Here is a 19,218-nt window from a genome sequence, read left to right as displayed (position 1 = left end):
GTTTTCACTTCCAAATTTGTCAGTATAACGCGCTTTCGTACAAAAAAAACATAAAAATAAAGCAAACGACATTGCATACCATGCAATGTCCTTCGCTCTATTTTTCACTAACTTAATAATAGAATTCTAATTCGCGTTTTAATTCGTCTACATATTCTTTTGAACCAGTAACGATTACTCTATCTCTGTAACGTAATTGTGTATCACCATGTGGCACGATAGATTCATTATTTCTAATAATTCGTACAAAGATAATATCTCCACCAAATGGGAAATTACGTAATTGGATTTGATCATATTGATGATTTAACATCGCAATTTCATATAATGATGTTTCAACATTACTTAAAAGATTAAGCATATTTGGTGTTTCAATGAGACCTTTTAACAAAATTTTGTTACTCATATAACTACTGAAGATTTCAATACCCGCTTTTTGTAACGTTTCATCTGACGAACTAGACTCCAATCGACAGATAACACGTTTCACACCATGCGCCTTAGCCATCAATGCTACTTTACGGTTAATTTCATCATCATTTGTAGAACATACTACGATATTTCTTTCGAATAGTCCTAGACGTTCTAACAACTCTTCTTCGTAATCCGAAATTTCAATCATTGAAATGGCATCAGACAATTTACGTTTATCACTTAAATCATTTCTATAATAAAGCGATACTTGATAAAGTTGTGATGATAAATTTTGGGCAATTGGAATCGTTAATTGATTTTTCCCAATCAAACTAACTTCAATTTGTCTAGTGGCCTCATCAGGCATAGGAAACATTTTTTTAAATACAATAGGTACAAATACACATGTAATCACTGCACTTAATATCAAAATACCTGAAATTTCTGGTGAAATTGTACCTAATTGTTCTGCTATTTTTGCAGAAGCAATAACTAACGATAAAGTTGATGTTAGTAAAAATGCGGAAGAAATCGTTGTTTTCATATCAAACCATTTTCGTATGTAAAACAATGGAATTAATTTAGAAATTAAAAATGCTAAAATTAAAAATGGAATAATTAATAATAATGCTGGTTCTTTAATGAGTTGTGGAATATTCAAATCTACGCCGACCATTATGAAAAAGATTGGAATAAAAAAGCCATAGCCAAAAGAGTCTAGCTTTTCAACCATATCTTCATCTGGACCAAGTAATGAGACAACCACACCTGCTAAAAATGCACCTAAAATATTTTCTGCCCCTACCCCTTCAGCTAAAGCAACTAACAAAATAATCAGGGCAAATACTGCACGTATACCGATTTGAGTCGTACCATCCATTAATTTCTGTAAAAATTGTGCTTTTTTGAAAATGCCGCCTAACAAATAAAAAATAATGGTAAAGACGACTAAACTACCAATTAGCCATAACGATGTATTACCCGAAGCATGTAATGTACCATAAGCTGTTAATAGAATCATTGTAACTAAGTCTGCAAGTACAGCTACTAATAAGATAAACTGACCTATCGTCGTACGCATAATATTCATTTCTTTAAGTGTCGGCACGACTACACCTAATGAGATCGTAGAAATAATAATAACCATTAGTAAGACATCATCAATAAGTCCAAACCACTTAAACATATATGCGAAAATAATAGAAATAATCATAATAAACATGAAAACAACAACTGCTAATTGTAAATGGCCAGGTTCTTGTTTCTTCAATTTTTGTTCTTTATTCGCTGAACTTTTATCTCTTTTAAAAGCTTTAAAATCTATTTCCAAACCACTTAAGAACATCAAGAAAATAAATCCTAAAGTTGATAATATATTGAGCATTGCATCTCGTTCTACTAAATTTAAAAATGAGTGCCCAATGACAATGCCCATTAAAATTTCAGCTACCACTATAGGTAAAAATGTGATTCTGAGTCGATTGACTAATATTGGTGTAAAAAATGCCGCTAACACTACGACAACAAGCGATAAAAATTCCATATAACCCCCTTAAGTTAAATAAGACATAAATGATGTAGCTAATCCAAAATAAATTAGCATACTGACAATATCATTGATTGTTGTGATAAATGGTCCGCTAGCAACCGCTGGATCAATTTTCAATTTATTCATTACTAAGGGAATCATGGATCCCACTAAAGTACCTACCGTCATTGCAATCGTCAAACTTCCACCAACAATGATAGCTAGTATTGCTTGTCCGTACAGCACCATTATAATAATAAATAGTAACAAAGCACATACAAGACCACTTAAAAATCCACTACCCGCTTCTCTTAAAGCGACTTTAAATTTACTTTGTTCATATATTTCACCAGTAGAAATATTACGTACGGATACGGCGAGTGATTGTGTCCCAGAGTTCCCGGACATCCCGCTGATAATAGGAATAAATGCTGCTAATAATGCTACTTTTGATAAAGTATCTTCAAATGAACCTAATATTGTTGCTGTAATCATCCCTAAAAATGTTAAAATAATTAACCATGGCAATCTCTTTTTAGCTGTCGTAAACACTGAATCATTTGTTGCATCTACGTCTGATACACCAGCCAAACGAGAGTAGTCTTCACTTGCTTCTTCGTCCATAACATCCAAGATATCATCGATTGTTATAATACCTAGCAAATGATCTTGATAATCGACAACTGGCATTGCAATAAAATCATAGTCTCTCATCTTTTGAGCTACATCTTCTTGGTCATCTGCAGCATTTGCACTAATGACACGTTCACTCATTATGTCTTCTATGTATGCATCATTTTCAGCAATAATTAAATCTCTAAGAGAGAGTACCCCAGCCAATTGTTTGTTATCATTAACTGCAAAAATAACATAAATTGTCTCAGCGTCTGGCGCTTGTTCTTTGACATGCATGAGCGCTTCTTTTACTGGCATGGTTGCCTTTAAAGAAATATATTCAGTTGTCATAATACCGCCGGCAGTATCTTCATCATAATGTAATAATGCTTTTATTTCTTTTGCATCTTCTCTATTCATTAACGTGAGGAGACTAACTATTTTTTGCTTAGATAGCTGGTTCATAATGTCAACTGCATTATCGTAAGACATTTCTTCTAGTACCTTGCTTGCATAATTAGCATTCATCGCATCAAAAAGTGATTCGTATTCATCTTCATCAATTTCTAATTGTTCAAAGAAATCCGCTACTTCTTCTGGCGATAGTACTTCATACATACGTTGGCGTATATCTTCATTGCTATCCTCAAAGTATTCACTTTGTTCATATGTATGCATGGATAAGAATTCATCTCTAAATTCATCTATATGATTATTTAACAACAAATTGTCTAATAATGTTTGGTCATAAACTTGTTCATCCTCTAAAACGATTGAATCTTTCTCATTAGCCATTCGTACACCTCCATGTATGTTTAAAATTATATCATATTAAATAGCGTTTCTATTGCATCATATTTATCATTAATTACAATATTTTGATTTTTTATAGGATGTATGAATGCCACCTGGGTACATCTCAATAGTTGATGATGATAGCTTTCATGCTTGCCACCATAAAGCGCATCGCCTACGATAGAATGACCGATATGCTGAAAGTGCACACGTATTTGATGTGTTCTTCCAGTTAGTAATGTTACTTCACACATACTAAATCCTTCCTTATATTCCACTCGCTTAAACCGTGTTTGCGCTGTTTTTCCAGCTGCATCGACACGACGTTGAATAATACTTTCTGGGTGTCTTGCAATGGGCGCATCTATCACGCCTTCTTTTTCAGTCTTACCATAACAGATACAAAGATATTTTTTATCTATATTAAGGTTAGACATTAAATGATGAATAAACCCATGTTTAGCCAATATAACAATTCCAGAGGTATTACGATCTAGTCGTGTCACTATATGGGGATTGATGCCAGGCTGTTTTTCATTTAAATAGCCTAATACTTGTTCTACTATACTATAATGCAAATGGTCTCTTGAAGGTGCGCAGTTCTGATACGGTGGTTTTGATACAACAACTAAATAGTCATCTTCGAATAAAATATTTAATGGTTGTTGATAAGGTTTAAGATTTGTACTTGGGATTTCTTTACCAAGGTATACTTCCAAAATATCACCAATAGCCAATTGTTTTCTAACCGTAACAGTTTGACCATTAACTACTAAAGCGCCATTATGTTTAATGGCGCTTATCGTTCGCTTAGAGAAATGATGTCGTTGTAAAAAAGAACGTAACATTTCTGAAGCAGTAATATTAAAAGTAAACTTCATTATTCATCCTCTCCACTGGAAATAAATGAATCATGAACTCTTTTCCAAAAAGGAAATGGTCTAAATCGAGCAAATCGTATCTTCTCATTGGCTACTCTATATTGTATTGCATTCACATTCTTATGTTTAATACTCACATGATCAATGGTAGTTAAAATTGTGTCCTGATTAACTGGTGTTATCAAACACGTATGATGTTTAGGTAAGACTAAGGGAGAACCTACCGTTCTAAAGACTCTATTATTAATCGATGCGATTTCTGCAATTTGCATTGCTTCTAATGAAGGATGTATCAATGCCCCACCTAACGCTTTGTTATAAGCAGTTGAACCTGATGGTGTGGATATACACAAACCATCACCTCTAAAACGCTCAAACTGGTTACCCCTTATATTTACATCCACAACAAGCGTAGACCCATTTTCCGTTTTCATAGTAGCCTCATTTAAAGCTAAATGGCGAGTTTCATAACCATTATCATTATAACGAACGATGATTTCTAATAAGGGATACTCAATGACTTGAAATTCGGAATTATTAATTTCAATAATTAACTTTTCCACTTCATGTGGTAGCCAATCAGCATAAAAACCTAAATGTCCTGTATGAATCCCAACAAATGCACAACGAGAAAGCATGTAACTATACTGGTGAAACGCTTGTAACAATGTGCCATCTCCCCCTACAGAAATGACAATCTCTGGATTATCTGGGTCTTCAACCATTTGAAAATCTTTCATATGGTTAATCATCTTATGTTTTAAAGCATTTGATTTTGAATCACCTTTAGATAATATCGTGTAACGCATCGTAACATCCCCTAGTCATTATTATGCTTTTTCGCACGCTTTTTAGAATAATATTTCTGTGCTTCTTGAATTTCTTCTTTTATTTCAGACATTTCTTCGTCTAATAAGAAAGCTGCTTCTGCCGCTCGCTCTAAACGATGTTGAATCTCAGGTGGATAGTCTCCATCATATTTATATCTCAGTGTATGTTCTATCGTTGCCCAAAAATTCATCGCTAACGTTCTGATTTGAATTTCTGCTAAAATGCTCTTTTCTCCATTAAGTGTTTCTATAGGATATTCAATAATCACATGGAATGAACGATAACCACTTTGTTTCGTATTACTAATATAATCTCTTTCTTCGACAACTTTAAAGTCTTTACGTTGTCTCAATAAATTAACCACGATATCTATATCATCAACAAATTGACACATTAAACGTAAACCAGCGATATCGTACATTTCTTCATGTAAACGATCAAATGATATTTGGCGCTTATTTGCCTTATCAATAATACTCGTCATTGGTTTCACACGGCCCGTTACAAATTCTATAGGAGAAGCATTATCTTCTACTTCATATTGTTTTCTAAGCCCTTTTAATTTAATCTTCAGTTCGTCGACTGCTTGCTTATATGGAGATAAAAACTGATCCCACTGATTCATTGTGCTTCACTCCGCTTCAATCTAATTCGAAAGTATTTTCAACAACGGACACAAACTCCTTACCATAATTTGAATTACCTTGTATGTTATCCAATATATAGTTAAATTCATTTTCGAATTGTTTTAATTCTAGTTCATCATTAATAATCAATTTCTTGCCTTTATTTTCATGTAACATAGACCAAGTTTCTTGGACAAATATTAAATAAGAATATGATTGTCCATCGTCTAAAATATATGCAAAACTATAATTATCGCTATCAACAAGCATTTGTCCTGCTTCTTGTAAGCCTTCTGTAGATTGCTCTGTATAACAATTTATACTGTCTTCTGTAACTTTAATTTCATTTACATAAATACGCATGCTTGTTCCTCCTTATTCCTCATCATTTTAACATAATTCTATCGTACATAACACGTCACAACTTACATGTTTTACCAACATATATACATAACTTTTACTTAATTCAAATTTTACAAATGCAGTTCAATTTAAAATAAGGAAAAAGTGATTTAAAATAAGTTATTATATGTAAAAAAGGAGTGTATGCATGGCTACGAATAATGAAATTGAATTTAAACAATTATTAACCCAATCACAATACCAATTCATTTATAAAACCTATTTTCAGGATGTCGGTACCTTTAGTCAAACTAACTACTATATTGATACACCACAATTTGACTTGAAGGCACACCAGTCAGCCTTAAGAATTCGTGTGAAAGATGATTATAATGAGATGACTTTAAAAATACCTGCTGAAGTTGGTCTGATGGAATATAATTTTGAAACTCGGGTCGTGCCTGAATTAAACAAATCAATCACGACACAAATGTTGCCTGCTGAAATCATAGAACAACTTGAAAAAATGGACTTTGACTTAAATCAATTAGTTATTCTTGGCGCATTAACGACAGAACGACTCGAAAAAGAAGTTAATGGGAATTTACTTGTATTAGATAAAAGTCGCTATCTTGATTTCGAAGATTTTGAACTAGAATTTGAAGTTGATGATTACGATGAAGGGTTCAAACAATTTAAAAATATTCTTGAACAATTTAATATGCAACATGAAATACCAGATAATAAAGTCCAAAGATTTTTTAAACGTAAATCAAATTTATCTGGCAATTAATCAAGCACAATAGCAAGAAGTCGAATTACTTCCAAATGTAAAAATTCATGTTATATTAGTAATATATTAACAGGATACGGTGATATTATGACTCAAACACCTTATGAAATCATTGGACATGACGCCTTATACAAGATGATTGATCATTTTTATTATTTAGTTAAACGCGACGATAGAATTAACCATTTGTTTCCTGGGGATTTTGAAGAAACGAGTAGAAAACAAAAGCAATTCTTGACGCAATTTTTAGGTGGTCCAAACCTTTATACACAGGAACATGGTCACCCAATGCTAAAAAAACGGCATATGGATTTCATAATCACAAATCACGAACGAGATGCGTGGCTTGAAAATATGGCACATGCAATCGCGCATGCACAATTTCCAGCTGGTGTTGGTGATTACTTATATGAACGATTACGTTTAACGGCAAATCACATGGTTAATTCCGAAAATTAATTGTAGGTGGAATAGACATGACTGAAGAATTAAGATTAATACAACCTAATAGTCGTGAAGATGCAAATCTTTCACCTGTGAGCAAGATAGAAATTTATTCCTTTTTCGATCCATTCAGTAAGGAATGCTTTAAGCTATCGGCTATCCTTTCTAAATTACGTATTGAATATAAGCAATATATTAGTATTAGACATATATTGAACCCTTCATTACGTGTTTTAACAAAATGCCAAGCTCAGAGCACCTCTGATTTAGATAATATCGCATTAGCCTATAAGGCTGCGGAACTTCAAGGACGTATTCGTGCTGAACGATTTATACATCTCGTTCAAAATGAAATTATTCCTAAGCGTGATATTATTACTGAATCAATGGTAAATAGTTGTATCAGTAACGCAGGTTTAGATTACGAAGTATTTAAAGAAGATTTAAATAGTTCTTGCTTAAAAGAAAGTTTACAAGTAGACTTGCATATTGCTCGAGAAATGGAAATTGAGGAAGCGCCCTCTCTCGTATTTTTTAATGAAGATGTTCATGAAGAAGGCTTAAAAGTGGAAGGCTTATATCCTTACCATATATACACATATATTATTAATGAGCTTATTGGTTCAACAATAGAAAAAGAATTACCACCAAGTTTAGAAGACTATATTCAACAACAACAATTGGTTACCAAAGAAGAGCTACTTACGATTTATGAATGGCCGGAAAAACTAATGAATAAAGAACTTAAAAAGCTAGCACTACAGCAAAAAATTGAAAAACTTAAATCACCAGATGGCAAATTCTGGAAAGCAAAAAATTAATCTTTTTAACACGTACGATATAGTATAAATGTATTAATTTCAAAAACATGAAGTTGGGACATACAGTCCCATGTTCAAATAAAGAGGACTAATCACTATGTAAATGGATTAGCCCTCTTTTTTTATATTCATTACACCATTTAGATTGTACTTGCTACTCTAGAGATATAGACCAACCCATAGTCCTTAACTCATACAATTTCTCTGTATATCAGCACGTGAAGATTTCGTGTAGAAACGATAAATACATACAATTTAAAATGCACTTGATTTTCACGCTATTCATAAATAAGAACTTGAAATTGTCCTAATGACACTATAGTAAAAAGAGTACTTAATACATTAGAAAATTATATTAATGTAAACAAAACGTGAATTCCTATATTTTGTCCTTTAATCTTACAAATATTTAGTTATTAAGCTATTCATAGTCAAACTATTTTCCTTTATTACGATGACATCTTTTTAATTGCAGAGATATTTGCACTACTTAGTATGTTCATAAAAAATGGACTAGTGCGCTTTTGCTCACCAGCCCATTTTATGATAGTGCTTTATTATGAATGGCTTACTACTTTTTTGTTTTTTGAAAATTACTTTGCAAATACCGCAAAGCGACTTTGAATATGTTCAGGGCCCATTGCCTCATCTACAATTGCTTTAGCAAAATCTGCATAACTTACATGTGTACCTATTACTTCATCATCACTCACTTTATAAGTGCCTGTTTTCTCACCATCAAATTGAAAATCTGGTGCTGGACACACAAAAGTCCATTGCACATCATCACGCTTTTTAATTTCTTCAAATGTTTTGACTTGCGCCATGCTAATAGGTTTTACTTCTTCTGGCATATCAGGAGAATCAATCAATCTTTCTGTATGTGCTTTATCTACGTATAAACTACCTGCGCCACCTATAATAATGAGTCGTTTTTGACTGTCACTAACCAAATTACTAAGATGTTCTAGCGATTGACTGTGCTCATTCAACTTATCTTTATTCATTTGTCCAAATGCATCAACAATGACATCAAAAGGTGCAATATCTTCTTTAGTCAAATCAAACAAATCTTTTTGTAAGACTTGATGCGCAACTGTTTTATTCTCACTTCTAACAATTGCTGTAACATCTAGCGATCTTTCTACCGCTTCCTTAGTAATAAGTTGACCGGCTTTCCCATTTGCTGCTACTACTGCAATTTTCATGAAAACACTTCTTTCTTGTATTTATTTTAGATACAAGTTTAGGATAACGCTTTTTCGGAATAAAGTCAATTGAATAGTTATTCATTTAAACGCATCTTGGAAATTTATTTAAAAAGAGCATAAAAAAACGCCGTGTCTGATTACACGGCGCTAAACAAAGGGGATGGGAGAAATTTTTCACTTCAAACAAAGGGGTATGTTTGTTATGTGATTAATTTCATGTTTATAATATAACACGCTAAAATAGACCTTTCAACCATTTGAATTAAATAATTTTAGTTTGTCACAAACTTGTCATATTGTAAACGAATACATTCACATTAAGCTTTCATTAGCTTTTCAAAAGCGTCTAATTTTTGTTCAAAGACTTTACAAGCTTGTTCAATTGGTTCTGGTGTTGTCATATCTACCCCAGCATTTTTCAATATTTCTATAGGATAATTTGAACTACCTTTTTTCAGAAATTCATTAATATAACGATCAACAGCAGGTTGTCCTTCAGTTAATATTTGATGACTTAAACTTTGTGCTGCACTGTATCCGGTTGCATATTGATACACATAATAGTTCATATAGAAATGAGGAATTCTAGACCATTCTTTACTAATATCTTCATCAGTTTCAACTGAATCGCCAAAGTATAATCTGTTTAATTCTGCATACTCTTCGTTCATACGATTAGCTGTTAACGGCTCACCCGCCTCTTCAATTTGGTGAATTTTATGTTCAAATTCTGCAAACATTGTTTGTCTAAATAATGTAGCACGGAAACGTTCTAACTCTTGATTTAGTAACAATAGTCTTCTTTCATCGTCTAAATGCTTATCCATATAGTCACTTAATAAAGCTTCATTACAAGTAGACGCAACTTCAGCAACAAAAATCGTATAATCACTTGAATTAGAAGGCTGATTTTGACGACTAAAATAACTATGCGCTGAATGTCCAAATTCATGCACTAAAGTATATAAATCAGAAACTGTATTCGACCAATTTAAGAGAATAAATGGGTTGGTTAAGTGCGCACCTGAAGAATAACCACCTGAACGTTTGCCTTTGTTTTCAAACACATCAACCCAGCGATTGTTTAAGCCTTCATGTACTACTTTCATATATTCTTCACCCATTGGTTGCAACGCTTTTACCATCCAGTCTTTTGCTTCCTCATATGGCATTTCAAATTTCACATCTTTAACTAATGGTGTATAAAGATCATACATTTTCATATCATCTAAACCTAATAACTCTTTACGTAATTTGGTATAGCGATGTAACAATGGTAAGTATTCATGTACTGTTTTCACCAAATTATCATATACTGTCTCTGGTATATGGTTATTACTTAACGCCGCTGCTCTTGCCGATTCATAATGATGTGTTCTTGCATTAAATACATTCTTTTTAACTTCTCCAGCCAATGTAGCACTTAGCGTATTATTGTATGCGCCGTATGCTTTGTATAAGTTTTCGAATGCAGATTTACGTAACACGCGATCATCTGATTCTAAACATTTAATAAATGTACCTTGAGTGAGTGAATGCGTATTACCATCCTTATCGACAGCGTCTTCAAACTCTAAATCAGCGTTACTAAACATACCATATACATTATCTGGTGTTGATAATGCATCTTGCGCTTCTGTTAGTAACTTTTCTTTATCTGCAGTTAATACATGAGGACGTTTTTCATTAATTAATTTCAAATCAAATGCATATTGTTTTAAATCATCATTTTCTTCAATGAATGATTGAATTGTTTCTTCATCTATTTGTAAGATTTCAGGTACTAAGAAACTCCAACCTGAACTAAATTTTATAATTAATTGATGTGCACGTGATTCGTATCCTGTATATTTATCATTGGCAGTGTCTTGGTCTTGTTTTAAATGTGCATATACATATACTTTTTCTAATTTTGAACCTAGTTCATCTTCTAATGCTAACGCTTTATATAAAGTTTCAGCATTATCTCCTAAATGTCCTTGAAATTGTTGCTCTTGACCGAGGTTATCCTCAACCTCTTTGAAAGCTTGTTCAAAAGCTTCATCTGATTCAAATATAGTTGTTAAATCCCATGTATATTCAGGATATTTACGTTCTTGTTCTTCTCTTGTTAATTGTTGTGTCATTTTTAGTAAACCTCCTATGTTTTTCAATACTTTAATTTTCTCACGTCCGGCCTAATTTTGCACGTTATTGTATTCCATTTTACTGTAAGAATTTCTGAATTTATTTATAAGCTCATTAACTATGACATCCTTTGTATTTTCTATGTTATAAAAGTGATTAAGCATTATTTTTTCATTAAATTCGTTTAAATTTTGCGGTGTTTTAACAAGTAAATATAATAATTGCAATTGCCAATAAATAGGATGGGATTGAATGTATAATTGTTCTGGATATATGATTCCTAAATACGTACTTACCCAATTATCAGATAGACCTAAATTATACATAACGCTTAAACTTGGTTCTTTAACAGAGCGTGTACATCGACAACGATTTATATATTGCTGAATCGTATTTTTGTTTAATTTGATATCACGCGTAAAATCTTCAGTTTCAATTTGACTAAACACATAGTCAAAATCTTTAATCTCCAGTTTAAATTTATGTGCAATATAGCGATTGCCACCAATAAAATTATAAATTTGATACATATATAACTGCTTGTTACTACTGTCCCATGTGAGCAAGCGTTTAGATTTAAAATCTATAAAAGTTCTTTCGTACTTCGTTAATATTAAAATATGCCTAAGTTTATCGTAATATGGGTTTGGAATAATCCATATTAATCTATAACCAATATGTAACAAACCGTTACTACGTTTTTTCACACTAGAAATTGTGATTTTTGAAAATTGTATTTCTATGGCGATCTTTTTATCAATAATTAAATCAGGATATTGATAAATCCCAGCAATATAAGGCTCGATTTGTACATGATAACCGATACATGACAATTTCAGTGCAAGCTGATATTTAAGTGAGTAATGTGCCTGAGTTTCACCTTTACTACAAAAAATAGAAGCTACTTTTAAATGAGCAAAATGTGGTGTGATTATTTCACCTTTTTTTAAAATCATTTTATTTTTACAATGTGGACATGTATATTCGGCACCTTTAACAGCATGATTTGCAAAAACTAAATGTTTATGATGGTCATACGCTAACAACACGCTTCTTCACCTCATAATAATTACACCTTATTAATCAATAAATTACTTCTACTACTAGATAAAATATTGCCTATTTATTTAAAAACGCAATTGCTCTATAAAAAAACCAGCTAAGGGTAATGACCCATAGCTGGTTTCAACATCTTATAATGCATTTGTTATCTAACGTGCTTTTATAAATTAAATACGTTAATTTTGACTTGTATTTTATGCTTCTGTGTTTGGGAAATAACGACGTACTTGTGATGCAACATTATGACTCATGATAATTTTGGCATAGTCGTTTAAATACACTTCTGATTTATCAGTAGGATATGCGAACTCAAGTAATTGACTATAACTATCATTAATTGTTTCTTGATCTACTGTTTCATCATAATGGACAGCATAATAATATACATTGTTAAGACTATATAATAAATCTTCGAACTCATCTGTCACTTGATTATTATAGTGTGCATATTCAATAACTTCTTCTAAATCATTGAATTTAACAATCACAGTACGTGTATTTTGACGATTGCGCTCATTTTGATCTTGATTTTGCTTGTTATCTTTTTGTTGTTGACGTTGATCAAATAAATCTTCTAAACTATCATCTTGATCAAATGTTTGTGACAATAAATCATTTACCTGATAATCAAGTTGTTCATTGTCTTCATCTGACATATTAATAAGATCTTCATTTTTAGATTTAGATATCGTAACTTCAACGCCTTTTTCAAACGCATGCACTTGTATCCATAATGGGCCTTCTACTACAAAGTCTTCTTCTTCATTGATTTCTTCCATCATATTCCAAAAGAATTCTTCTCCACGTTTGCGGTTTGTCCATAAATCTTCTCGTTTAAATCCTCTAGCCTCAATATCACTATAAGTTATAAATAATTTAACAGTTGTAGCGTCAACGCGCTCTATTCTCATATCATCTCACTCCTTACAGTCGATGAATAGTAATCATATTGTATTAGAACGTAGTAAGAATTACAATTGATTTGTTTGATTAATTTTTACTAAATCCTATTTGGTCTCTAATATTAACATATACCTTTGAATTAGCCAAAAAAACAGCACTAAACTAAGAAAGTGCTGTTGCAATCATGTCATTACTTATTCACAAATAGCTAGCCACATCATAACAATAAGATGATATCACCTTATCATTTGACGTGCATACCCAATTGTTTGTTATGTTAAAAATATAACAAAACCACAAAGCAACATGCTTAAATATCGCTTTATGGCTCGTCTAGTTCATGTATTTAATGTATTAATTAGTCAACCATACGTTGTGCTTCTTGCAATTGGAACGTACGAACTTTTCTTGGTAAGAAACGTCTAATTTCGTCTTCATTATAACCAACTTGTAAACGTTTTTCGTCTAAAATAATTGGGCGACGTAATAAACCAGGATTATCTTGAATAATTGAATATAAATCTTGAAGTGGTAATGCGTCAATATCCACATTTAATTTTTGGTAAGTTTTAGAACGTGTAGATATAATTTCATCTGTACCATCTTCAGTCATTTTTAAAATTTGTTTGATTTCGTCGATTGTTAAGTGTTCTGAAAAAATGTTACGCTCCGTATACGGAATGTCATGTTCTTGTAACCATGCTTTCGCTTTACGGCAAGATGTGCAACTTGGTGAAGTAAATAATGTTACCATACATCTCACTCTCCTATTTTTCATGAATGTAAATTCATTTGATTTCAATATTTATATGATTAAGAAATTGCTTAAGTAATTTCGTCTTTCTTAACCTTACAATGAAAGTATACCCTTTCAACATTAAAATTAAATGAGAATTCTCTAATTTTTTCAAAAATTTTAAATTAAAAGTATTTCTCAATAAATTCAATTAAAAATATTGATATGTCTATAGTATAACATAACTTACAAATGATTGAAATACTGTTATAATAAACCTATTATGTAAAAAATTAAATTTAAGAAAGTAGGCATTGTAATATGGAAACATTATTTTCGGGTATCCAGCCTAGTGGTATTCCTACAATTGGTAATTATATTGGTGCTTTAAAACAATTCGGTGAAGTTCAAGACGATTACAATTGTTTCTTTTGTATCGTAGATCAGCATGCAATTACGGTACCACAAGATCGTTTGAAATTACGTAAACAAACAAGACAACTAGCTGCAATTTATTTAGCTTCTGGCATCGATCCTGAAAAATCAACTTTATTTATTCAATCAGAAGTGCCAGCGCATGTTCAGGCAAGTTGGATGTTAACAACCATTTCTTCTATCGGTGAATTGGAACGTATGACTCAGTTTAAAGATAAAGCCGTTAAACAAACGGAAGGTGTCCCTGCCGGCTTATTAACATATCCTCCTTTAATGGCAGCGGATATCGTTATATACAACACAAATATCGTGCCCGTTGGTGATGACCAAAAGCAACACATGGAATTAACAAGAAACTTAGTTGATAGATTTAATTCTCGCTACAACGACATTTTAGTTAAGCCTGAGATTCGTATGCCTAAAGTTGGCGGCCGCGTAATGAGTCTCCAAGATCCAACGAAAAAAATGAGTAAGAGTGATGATAATCAAAAAAACTTCATTTCTTTACTAGACCAACCAAGCGTTGCGGCTAAAAAAATAAAAAGTGCTGTAACTGATTCAGATGGTATTATTAAATTCGATCGCGACAATAAACCAGGTATCTCTAATTTATTATCTATTTATTCAAGTTTAACTGACGAATCAATTGATGCGCTTCAAGAAAAATACAAAGATTCGAATTATGGTGTGTTTAAAGCAGACTTAGCAGAAATCGTGAGTGATTTCTTAACTGCTTTCCAAGAAAAATATGAATACTATTTAAATTCAGAAGAACTTGACACTATTTTAGATAATGGTAGAGACAAAGCACAACAAGTATCATTCAAAACGTTGAAAAAAATGGAAAAAGCAATGGGCTTAGGTCGTAAAAGATAAGTTATTTATCTCAAATCCCGCAAGTTAAAAAGGAGCATCCATTAAGTTGGATGCTCCTTTTATGTTACTTTTTAATTTTTTATTAGTCTTTCTTTTTACCAGTTTTAGGATCGATATCTTTATCAATGGTTACATCTTTAAGTGTTGTATCACCACCGATTTGGTGATATACCAAACCTTTAACTTGTGGATTTGTTAAATGCGCTTCCCCTTTTTGATAAATTGGTGCAACTGGGGCATCATTTAACATTAATTCTTCAGCTTGTTTCATAGCTGCATTACGTTCTTCAGGTTTTTTCAATAGTTTTCCATTAGCATCTTTAACAAGTTTATCGTATTCCTTACTACTCCATGCTGTATTATTATTAGAGTTACCTGTTGTCATAATATTTAAGAATGTTAGTGGATCAGGATAATCAGGACCCCAACCAGATAATGAAGCTTCAAACGCTTCTGTTGATTCTTGATTTAAACGCTGTTTAAATGGTAATTGTTTAATTTTCAAAGTAACACCAGGTAAAGTGCTTTCCACCTGTGATTTAATATATTCAGCAGATATTTTAGCATCTGGTGTATCTTCAGTGTTCATCGTAAAGGTTATATTTTTAACGCCTAAATCCTTTTTAGCTTTTTCAAAATGTTTTTTAGCTGCTTTTGGATTATAAGTTAATGGCGAATCAATAGACTCAGAAAAATCTTTAGCATCAGGTGTCTCTGCTGTTAGTTTCGCAGTGAAACCATTTGTTGCTTCTGACCCATTGTTTTTAACTGAATTAACATATCCTTCTTTATCAATAGATTGTGCAATTGCCAGTCTTAAGTCTTTATTTTTAAATTCAGGTACATTATCTTGGTTCATTTTAATGTAGAATGTACTTGCTAATAAACGTTTTTTCAAGCCTGGGTTGTCAGCATATTTATCCACTTGATCTGCTGTAATCGTCGTATCATCAACTGAACCAGTATCATAAAGTGAGGCACCAGCTTGCTGATCTTTTAATACTTTATAGTTTACACGATCTAAGTGTACTTGCTTTTTATCCCAATAATCTTCGTTTTTTACAAGTTGTATCTTATCTTCTACTTTCCATTCTTTCACTTTGAACGGCCCATTAAATACTGTTTTAGCTGCTGTTGTCCCATATTGGTCACCATTTTTCTTCACTACTTTTTCGTTCAGTGGCATAAACGTAGCAAATGCGAACATTTCATTAATATATGGAATCGGTTTTGTTAACTCAACTTTTAATGTATGGTCATCAACCGCTTTCACACCTAGCTCATCGACATCCTTTTTACCCATATTAATTGCTTCAGCATTTTTCAAATCATACATGATATAAGCATACTCAGATGCCGTATCTGGATTCACCACACGTTTCCAAGCGTACTCAAAATCATGTGCCGTTACTGGATCCCCATTTGACCACTTGGCATCTTTACGTAACTTGATTGTAAGTGTTTTTCCCCCATTACTTTCTTTTGGCATTGCTTTTGCTACCCCTGGTTGTGCTTTATCATCTTTATCTAATGTATATAAGCCTTCGTATACTTGATTGAAAATATCGAATGACACCGTATCTGTAGCTAATGCAGAATCTAATGTTGAAATATCTGATGGCAGTACTTTCCTAAAAACTTGTCCTTTATCAGAATATACCCCTTCCGCACTACCACAACCAGCTAATACAACCGATAGTGCAATCAGAATAATAAATAATTTGAATTTTCTCATCGTAATCCCCCTTTCCCATGTTATACAGATGCTTCTTGTGTATGTGATTTCAAATCTTCCGCTTCGTCATCTGTTGTAAATACAAAATGATTCGGTCTGATTTCATGCAATGTACGTTGGTCATTTTTAGTCTCGTCTTCTTTAAAAAGTGTTCTCTTTCTCACACGTTCACTTTCTGGGTCTGGCTGAGGTACAGCCGACAGTAGTGATTGCGTATAAGGGTGCATAGGATGATTATAAATTTCATCCGCACTACCAATTTCGACAATTTTACCAAAGTGCATCACTGCAATTCTGTCCGAAATGTATTTAACCATGGAAAGGTCATGAGCGATGAATAAAAACGTAATGCCTCGTTCTTTTTGCAATTTAAGTAATAAATTTACAACTTGTGCTTGTATTGAAACGTCTAATGCTGAAATAGGTTCATCCGCAATAATAAACTCAGGTTCAACGGCAAGTGCACGTGCAATTCCAATACGTTGTCTTTGTCCTCCAGAGAACTCATGTGGATAACGATTGGCGTGTTCTTTACTTAGTCCCACAGTTTCTAATAAATCGTAGACACGTCTTTTACGATCTTTGACACCTGTAGAAAGTTTATGAATATCAATCCCCTCTGCCACAATATCCATTACTTTAAGTCTTGGATTGAGCGATGCGTATGGATCTTGAAAAATCATTTGTATCTTTTTATTAAATTTCAATGAATCTTTACGATTTTTAATTTTTTGAATATCTATACCTTCATATAAAATTTCACCATCAGTAATATCATTTAGTTTAATAATCGCTTTACCTGTCGTTGATTTACCACAACCAGATTCTCCAACTAGGCCGAAAGTTTCACCTTTATAAACGTCAAATGAAATATTTTCAATTGCTCTTACTTCATTGCGTTTACCTTCGTTAAAATACTGTTTTAAATTTTTCACTTGTAATAACAGTTCATTTTTATTTTCCATCGAACGACACCCTTTCTACCTGTTGTGGCTTATCGAAATTATTTGGCATGTTACGCAAACGTTTTTTCACCATTTCCGGTGGTTCCACATGTGGTGCGCGTTCATCTAATAACCAAGATTTTGCAAAATGTGTTGGTGACACTTGGTACCATGGCGGTGGCGTTTTAAAATCAATATCTAAAGCAAATTGACTTCTTTCTGCAAACGAATCACCTTTAGGTGGATGTAACAAGTCGGGTGGTGTACCTGGAATAGCTAATAATTCAGTCTCTGTACCAGTTGTCAAATCTGGCATAGATGATAATAATCCCCATGTATATGGATGTTTAGGATCATAAAATATTTCATCCACATCCCCTGTTTCTACCATTTGTCCTCCATACATGACCGCTACTCGGTCAGCAATATTCGCAACGACCCCTAAGTCATGCGTGATAAATATAATGGAGGTACTAATCTTATCTTGTAGTTCTTTCATTAATTCCAATATTTGAGCTTGCATTGTTACATCAAGCGCTGTTGTTGGTTCATCTGCAATAAGCACTTTAGGTTCACAAGCAAGCGCGGTTGCGATAACAATTCTTTGACGTTGTCCGCCTGAAAATTGATGAGGATATGCATTAAATCTTTTATCTGCATTTGGTAACCCAACTAAATTCAATATGTCTAACGCTCTTTTTTTAGCTTCTGTTTTACTGTAATTCTTATGTTTCATAAGTGGTTCCATGACTTGTTTACCAATTTTCATTGTTGGATTTAATGATGTCATTGGATCTTGGAAAATCATTGAAATGTCTTTTCCACGTAATTTGATTAATTCTTGCTCTGATTTTTTAGCTAAGTCTTCCCCTAAAAAATTAATTTCACCTTTTTTAATACGTCCAGCGTCTCCTTGGAATAACTTAGTGATCGCTTTGGTTGTAACTGACTTCCCAGAACCAGATTCACCAACAATTGCAAGGGTTTCTCCTTTATTGATAAAGAAGTCCACGCCTCTTACCGCTTGCACTTCCCCTGCATCGATATCAAAGGAAACATGCAAATTACTAACTTCCAATACTCTTTCTGACATATATGT

The 19,218-nt window shown here is 32.8% G+C and carries 18 protein-coding genes; 4 read left to right on the top strand and 14 right to left on the bottom strand.

The window, feature by feature from the left end:
* Nucleotides 1-112: 112 nt before the first annotated feature.
* From ACM595_RS00245 to ACM595_RS00220, 6 genes are read right to left on the bottom strand one after another with little or no spacing between them, the layout of a single operon-like run.
* Nucleotides 113-1,957 carry a monovalent cation:proton antiporter family protein gene (locus ACM595_RS00245; protein WP_011303479.1) on the bottom strand — a complete coding sequence of 615 codons (1,845 nt, stop codon included), beginning with the start codon at nt 1,955-1,957 and terminating at the stop codon, nt 113-115.
* A 9-nt stretch (nt 1,958-1,966) separates the two neighbouring features.
* Entirely contained in the window at nt 1,967-3,352 is a 1,386-nt protein-coding gene (mgtE, locus tag ACM595_RS00240; RefSeq protein ID WP_002483753.1) for a magnesium transporter, read from the bottom strand.
* 26 nt (nt 3,353-3,378) lie between these two features.
* On the bottom strand, nt 3,379-4,233 hold the full coding sequence (locus ACM595_RS00235; RefSeq protein WP_115338609.1) for an RluA family pseudouridine synthase: 855 nt from the start codon (nt 4,231-4,233) through the stop codon (nt 3,379-3,381).
* Nucleotides 4,233-5,042, bottom strand: coding sequence for an NAD kinase (locus ACM595_RS00230; RefSeq protein ID WP_002483755.1), 810 nt, complete (start codon nt 5,040-5,042; stop codon nt 4,233-4,235). The genes ACM595_RS00235 and ACM595_RS00230 overlap by 1 nt, the downstream gene beginning before the upstream one ends.
* 11 nt (nt 5,043-5,053) lie before the next feature.
* Nucleotides 5,054-5,689 (bottom strand): GTP pyrophosphokinase, encoded by a 636-nt coding sequence (locus tag ACM595_RS00225; protein ID WP_002483756.1) that lies wholly within the window; start codon nt 5,687-5,689, stop codon nt 5,054-5,056.
* 16 nt (nt 5,690-5,705) lie between these two features.
* The gene (locus ACM595_RS00220; RefSeq protein WP_002483757.1) at nt 5,706-6,053 is read right to left on the bottom strand and encodes a hypothetical protein; all 348 of its coding nucleotides are present in this window, start codon (nt 6,051-6,053) and stop codon (nt 5,706-5,708) included.
* Between the two features lie 187 nt (nt 6,054-6,240).
* Between ACM595_RS00220 and ACM595_RS00215 the strand changes: the two genes are divergently transcribed.
* The 3 genes from ACM595_RS00215 (at nt 6,241) to yjbH (ending at nt 8,090) form a co-directional block, all read left to right on the top strand.
* The gene (locus ACM595_RS00215) at nt 6,241-6,825 is read left to right on the top strand and encodes a CYTH domain-containing protein (RefSeq protein ID WP_419744366.1); all 585 of its coding nucleotides are present in this window, start codon (nt 6,241-6,243) and stop codon (nt 6,823-6,825) included.
* An 87-nt stretch (nt 6,826-6,912) separates the two neighbouring features.
* Entirely contained in the window at nt 6,913-7,284 is a 372-nt protein-coding gene (locus tag ACM595_RS00210; protein WP_002483759.1) for a truncated hemoglobin YjbI, read from the top strand.
* Nucleotides 7,285-7,301: 17 nt separating this feature from the next.
* Entirely contained in the window at nt 7,302-8,090 is a 789-nt protein-coding gene (gene yjbH, locus ACM595_RS00205) for a protease adaptor protein YjbH (RefSeq protein ID WP_011303484.1), read from the top strand.
* Between the two features lie 593 nt (nt 8,091-8,683).
* Here the strand turns inward: yjbH and ACM595_RS00200 are convergent.
* The 5 genes from ACM595_RS00200 to spxA all read right to left on the bottom strand — a co-directional run bounded on the left by ACM595_RS00200 (nt 8,684) and on the right by spxA (nt 14,147).
* Nucleotides 8,684-9,298: an NAD(P)-dependent oxidoreductase gene (locus ACM595_RS00200; RefSeq protein ID WP_002483761.1), complete on the bottom strand. Its 615-nt coding sequence runs from the start codon at nt 9,296-9,298 to the stop codon at nt 8,684-8,686.
* A 320-nt stretch (nt 9,299-9,618) separates the two neighbouring features.
* On the bottom strand, nt 9,619-11,427 hold the full coding sequence (pepF, locus tag ACM595_RS00195; protein ID WP_002483762.1) for an oligoendopeptidase F: 1,809 nt from the start codon (nt 11,425-11,427) through the stop codon (nt 9,619-9,621).
* 51 nt (nt 11,428-11,478) lie between these two features.
* Nucleotides 11,479-12,477, bottom strand: coding sequence for a competence protein CoiA (locus tag ACM595_RS00190; protein WP_002483763.1), 999 nt, complete (start codon nt 12,475-12,477; stop codon nt 11,479-11,481).
* A gap of 207 nt (nt 12,478-12,684) precedes the next feature.
* Nucleotides 12,685-13,401, bottom strand: coding sequence for an adaptor protein MecA (gene mecA, locus ACM595_RS00185; RefSeq protein ID WP_002483764.1), 717 nt, complete (start codon nt 13,399-13,401; stop codon nt 12,685-12,687).
* 350 nt (nt 13,402-13,751) lie between these two features.
* A complete protein-coding gene (gene spxA / locus ACM595_RS00180; RefSeq protein ID WP_002483765.1) occupies nt 13,752-14,147 on the bottom strand; it encodes a transcriptional regulator SpxA in 396 nt (131 codons plus the stop codon).
* 303 nt (nt 14,148-14,450) lie between these two features.
* Here spxA and trpS point away from each other — a divergent pair, with 303 nt between their 5' ends.
* Nucleotides 14,451-15,440, top strand: coding sequence for a tryptophan--tRNA ligase (trpS, locus tag ACM595_RS00175; protein WP_002483766.1), 990 nt, complete (start codon nt 14,451-14,453; stop codon nt 15,438-15,440).
* An 82-nt stretch (nt 15,441-15,522) separates the two neighbouring features.
* Here trpS and ACM595_RS00170 read toward each other — a convergent pair whose 3' ends face one another.
* The 3 genes from ACM595_RS00170 to ACM595_RS00160 are packed head-to-tail and all read right to left on the bottom strand — an operon-like array spanning nt 15,523 to nt 19,212.
* Nucleotides 15,523-17,175, bottom strand: coding sequence for a peptide ABC transporter substrate-binding protein (locus ACM595_RS00170; protein ID WP_115338611.1), 1,653 nt, complete (start codon nt 17,173-17,175; stop codon nt 15,523-15,525).
* Nucleotides 17,176-17,195: 20 nt separating this feature from the next.
* Nucleotides 17,196-18,140 (bottom strand): ABC transporter ATP-binding protein, encoded by a 945-nt coding sequence (locus ACM595_RS00165; protein WP_011303489.1) that lies wholly within the window; start codon nt 18,138-18,140, stop codon nt 17,196-17,198.
* The gene (locus ACM595_RS00160) at nt 18,130-19,212 is read right to left on the bottom strand and encodes an ABC transporter ATP-binding protein (RefSeq protein WP_002483769.1); all 1,083 of its coding nucleotides are present in this window, start codon (nt 19,210-19,212) and stop codon (nt 18,130-18,132) included. The genes ACM595_RS00165 and ACM595_RS00160 overlap by 11 nt, the downstream gene beginning before the upstream one ends.
* Nucleotides 19,213-19,218 lie beyond the last annotated feature (6 nt).

This window comes from Staphylococcus sp. LKG3-1, assembly GCF_048568385.1.
GTDB lineage: Bacteria > Bacillota > Bacilli > Staphylococcales > Staphylococcaceae > Staphylococcus > Staphylococcus saprophyticus.
Note: the sequence above shows the minus strand (reverse complement) of the source record. Positions and strands in the feature narration are given on the sequence as shown.

Coding starts and splice junctions, on each gene's coding strand:
- ACM595_RS00245 (WP_011303479.1), bottom strand. CDS start 1,957: ATGGAATTTTTATCGCTTGTTGTCGTAGTGTTAGCGGCATTTTTTACA.
- mgtE (WP_002483753.1), bottom strand. CDS start 3,352: ATGGCTAATGAGAAAGATTCAATCGTTTTAGAGGATGAACAAGTTTAT.
- ACM595_RS00235 (WP_115338609.1), bottom strand. CDS start 4,233: ATGAAGTTTACTTTTAATATTACTGCTTCAGAAATGTTACGTTCTTTT.
- ACM595_RS00230 (WP_002483755.1), bottom strand. CDS start 5,042: ATGCGTTACACGATATTATCTAAAGGTGATTCAAAATCAAATGCTTTA.
- ACM595_RS00225 (WP_002483756.1), bottom strand. CDS start 5,689: ATGAATCAGTGGGATCAGTTTTTATCTCCATATAAGCAAGCAGTCGAC.
- ACM595_RS00220 (WP_002483757.1), bottom strand. CDS start 6,053: ATGCGTATTTATGTAAATGAAATTAAAGTTACAGAAGACAGTATAAAT.
- ACM595_RS00215 (WP_419744366.1), top strand. CDS start 6,241: ATGGCTACGAATAATGAAATTGAATTTAAACAATTATTAACCCAATCA.
- ACM595_RS00210 (WP_002483759.1), top strand. CDS start 6,913: ATGACTCAAACACCTTATGAAATCATTGGACATGACGCCTTATACAAG.
- yjbH (WP_011303484.1), top strand. CDS start 7,302: ATGACTGAAGAATTAAGATTAATACAACCTAATAGTCGTGAAGATGCA.
- ACM595_RS00200 (WP_002483761.1), bottom strand. CDS start 9,298: ATGAAAATTGCAGTAGTAGCAGCAAATGGGAAAGCCGGTCAACTTATT.
- pepF (WP_002483762.1), bottom strand. CDS start 11,427: ATGACACAACAATTAACAAGAGAAGAACAAGAACGTAAATATCCTGAA.
- mecA (WP_002483764.1), bottom strand. CDS start 13,401: ATGAGAATAGAGCGCGTTGACGCTACAACTGTTAAATTATTTATAACT.
- spxA (WP_002483765.1), bottom strand. CDS start 14,147: ATGGTAACATTATTTACTTCACCAAGTTGCACATCTTGCCGTAAAGCG.
- trpS (WP_002483766.1), top strand. CDS start 14,451: ATGGAAACATTATTTTCGGGTATCCAGCCTAGTGGTATTCCTACAATT.
- ACM595_RS00170 (WP_115338611.1), bottom strand. CDS start 17,175: ATGAGAAAATTCAAATTATTTATTATTCTGATTGCACTATCGGTTGTA.
- ACM595_RS00165 (WP_011303489.1), bottom strand. CDS start 18,140: ATGGAAAATAAAAATGAACTGTTATTACAAGTGAAAAATTTAAAACAG.
- ACM595_RS00160 (WP_002483769.1), bottom strand. CDS start 19,212: ATGTCAGAAAGAGTATTGGAAGTTAGTAATTTGCATGTTTCCTTTGAT.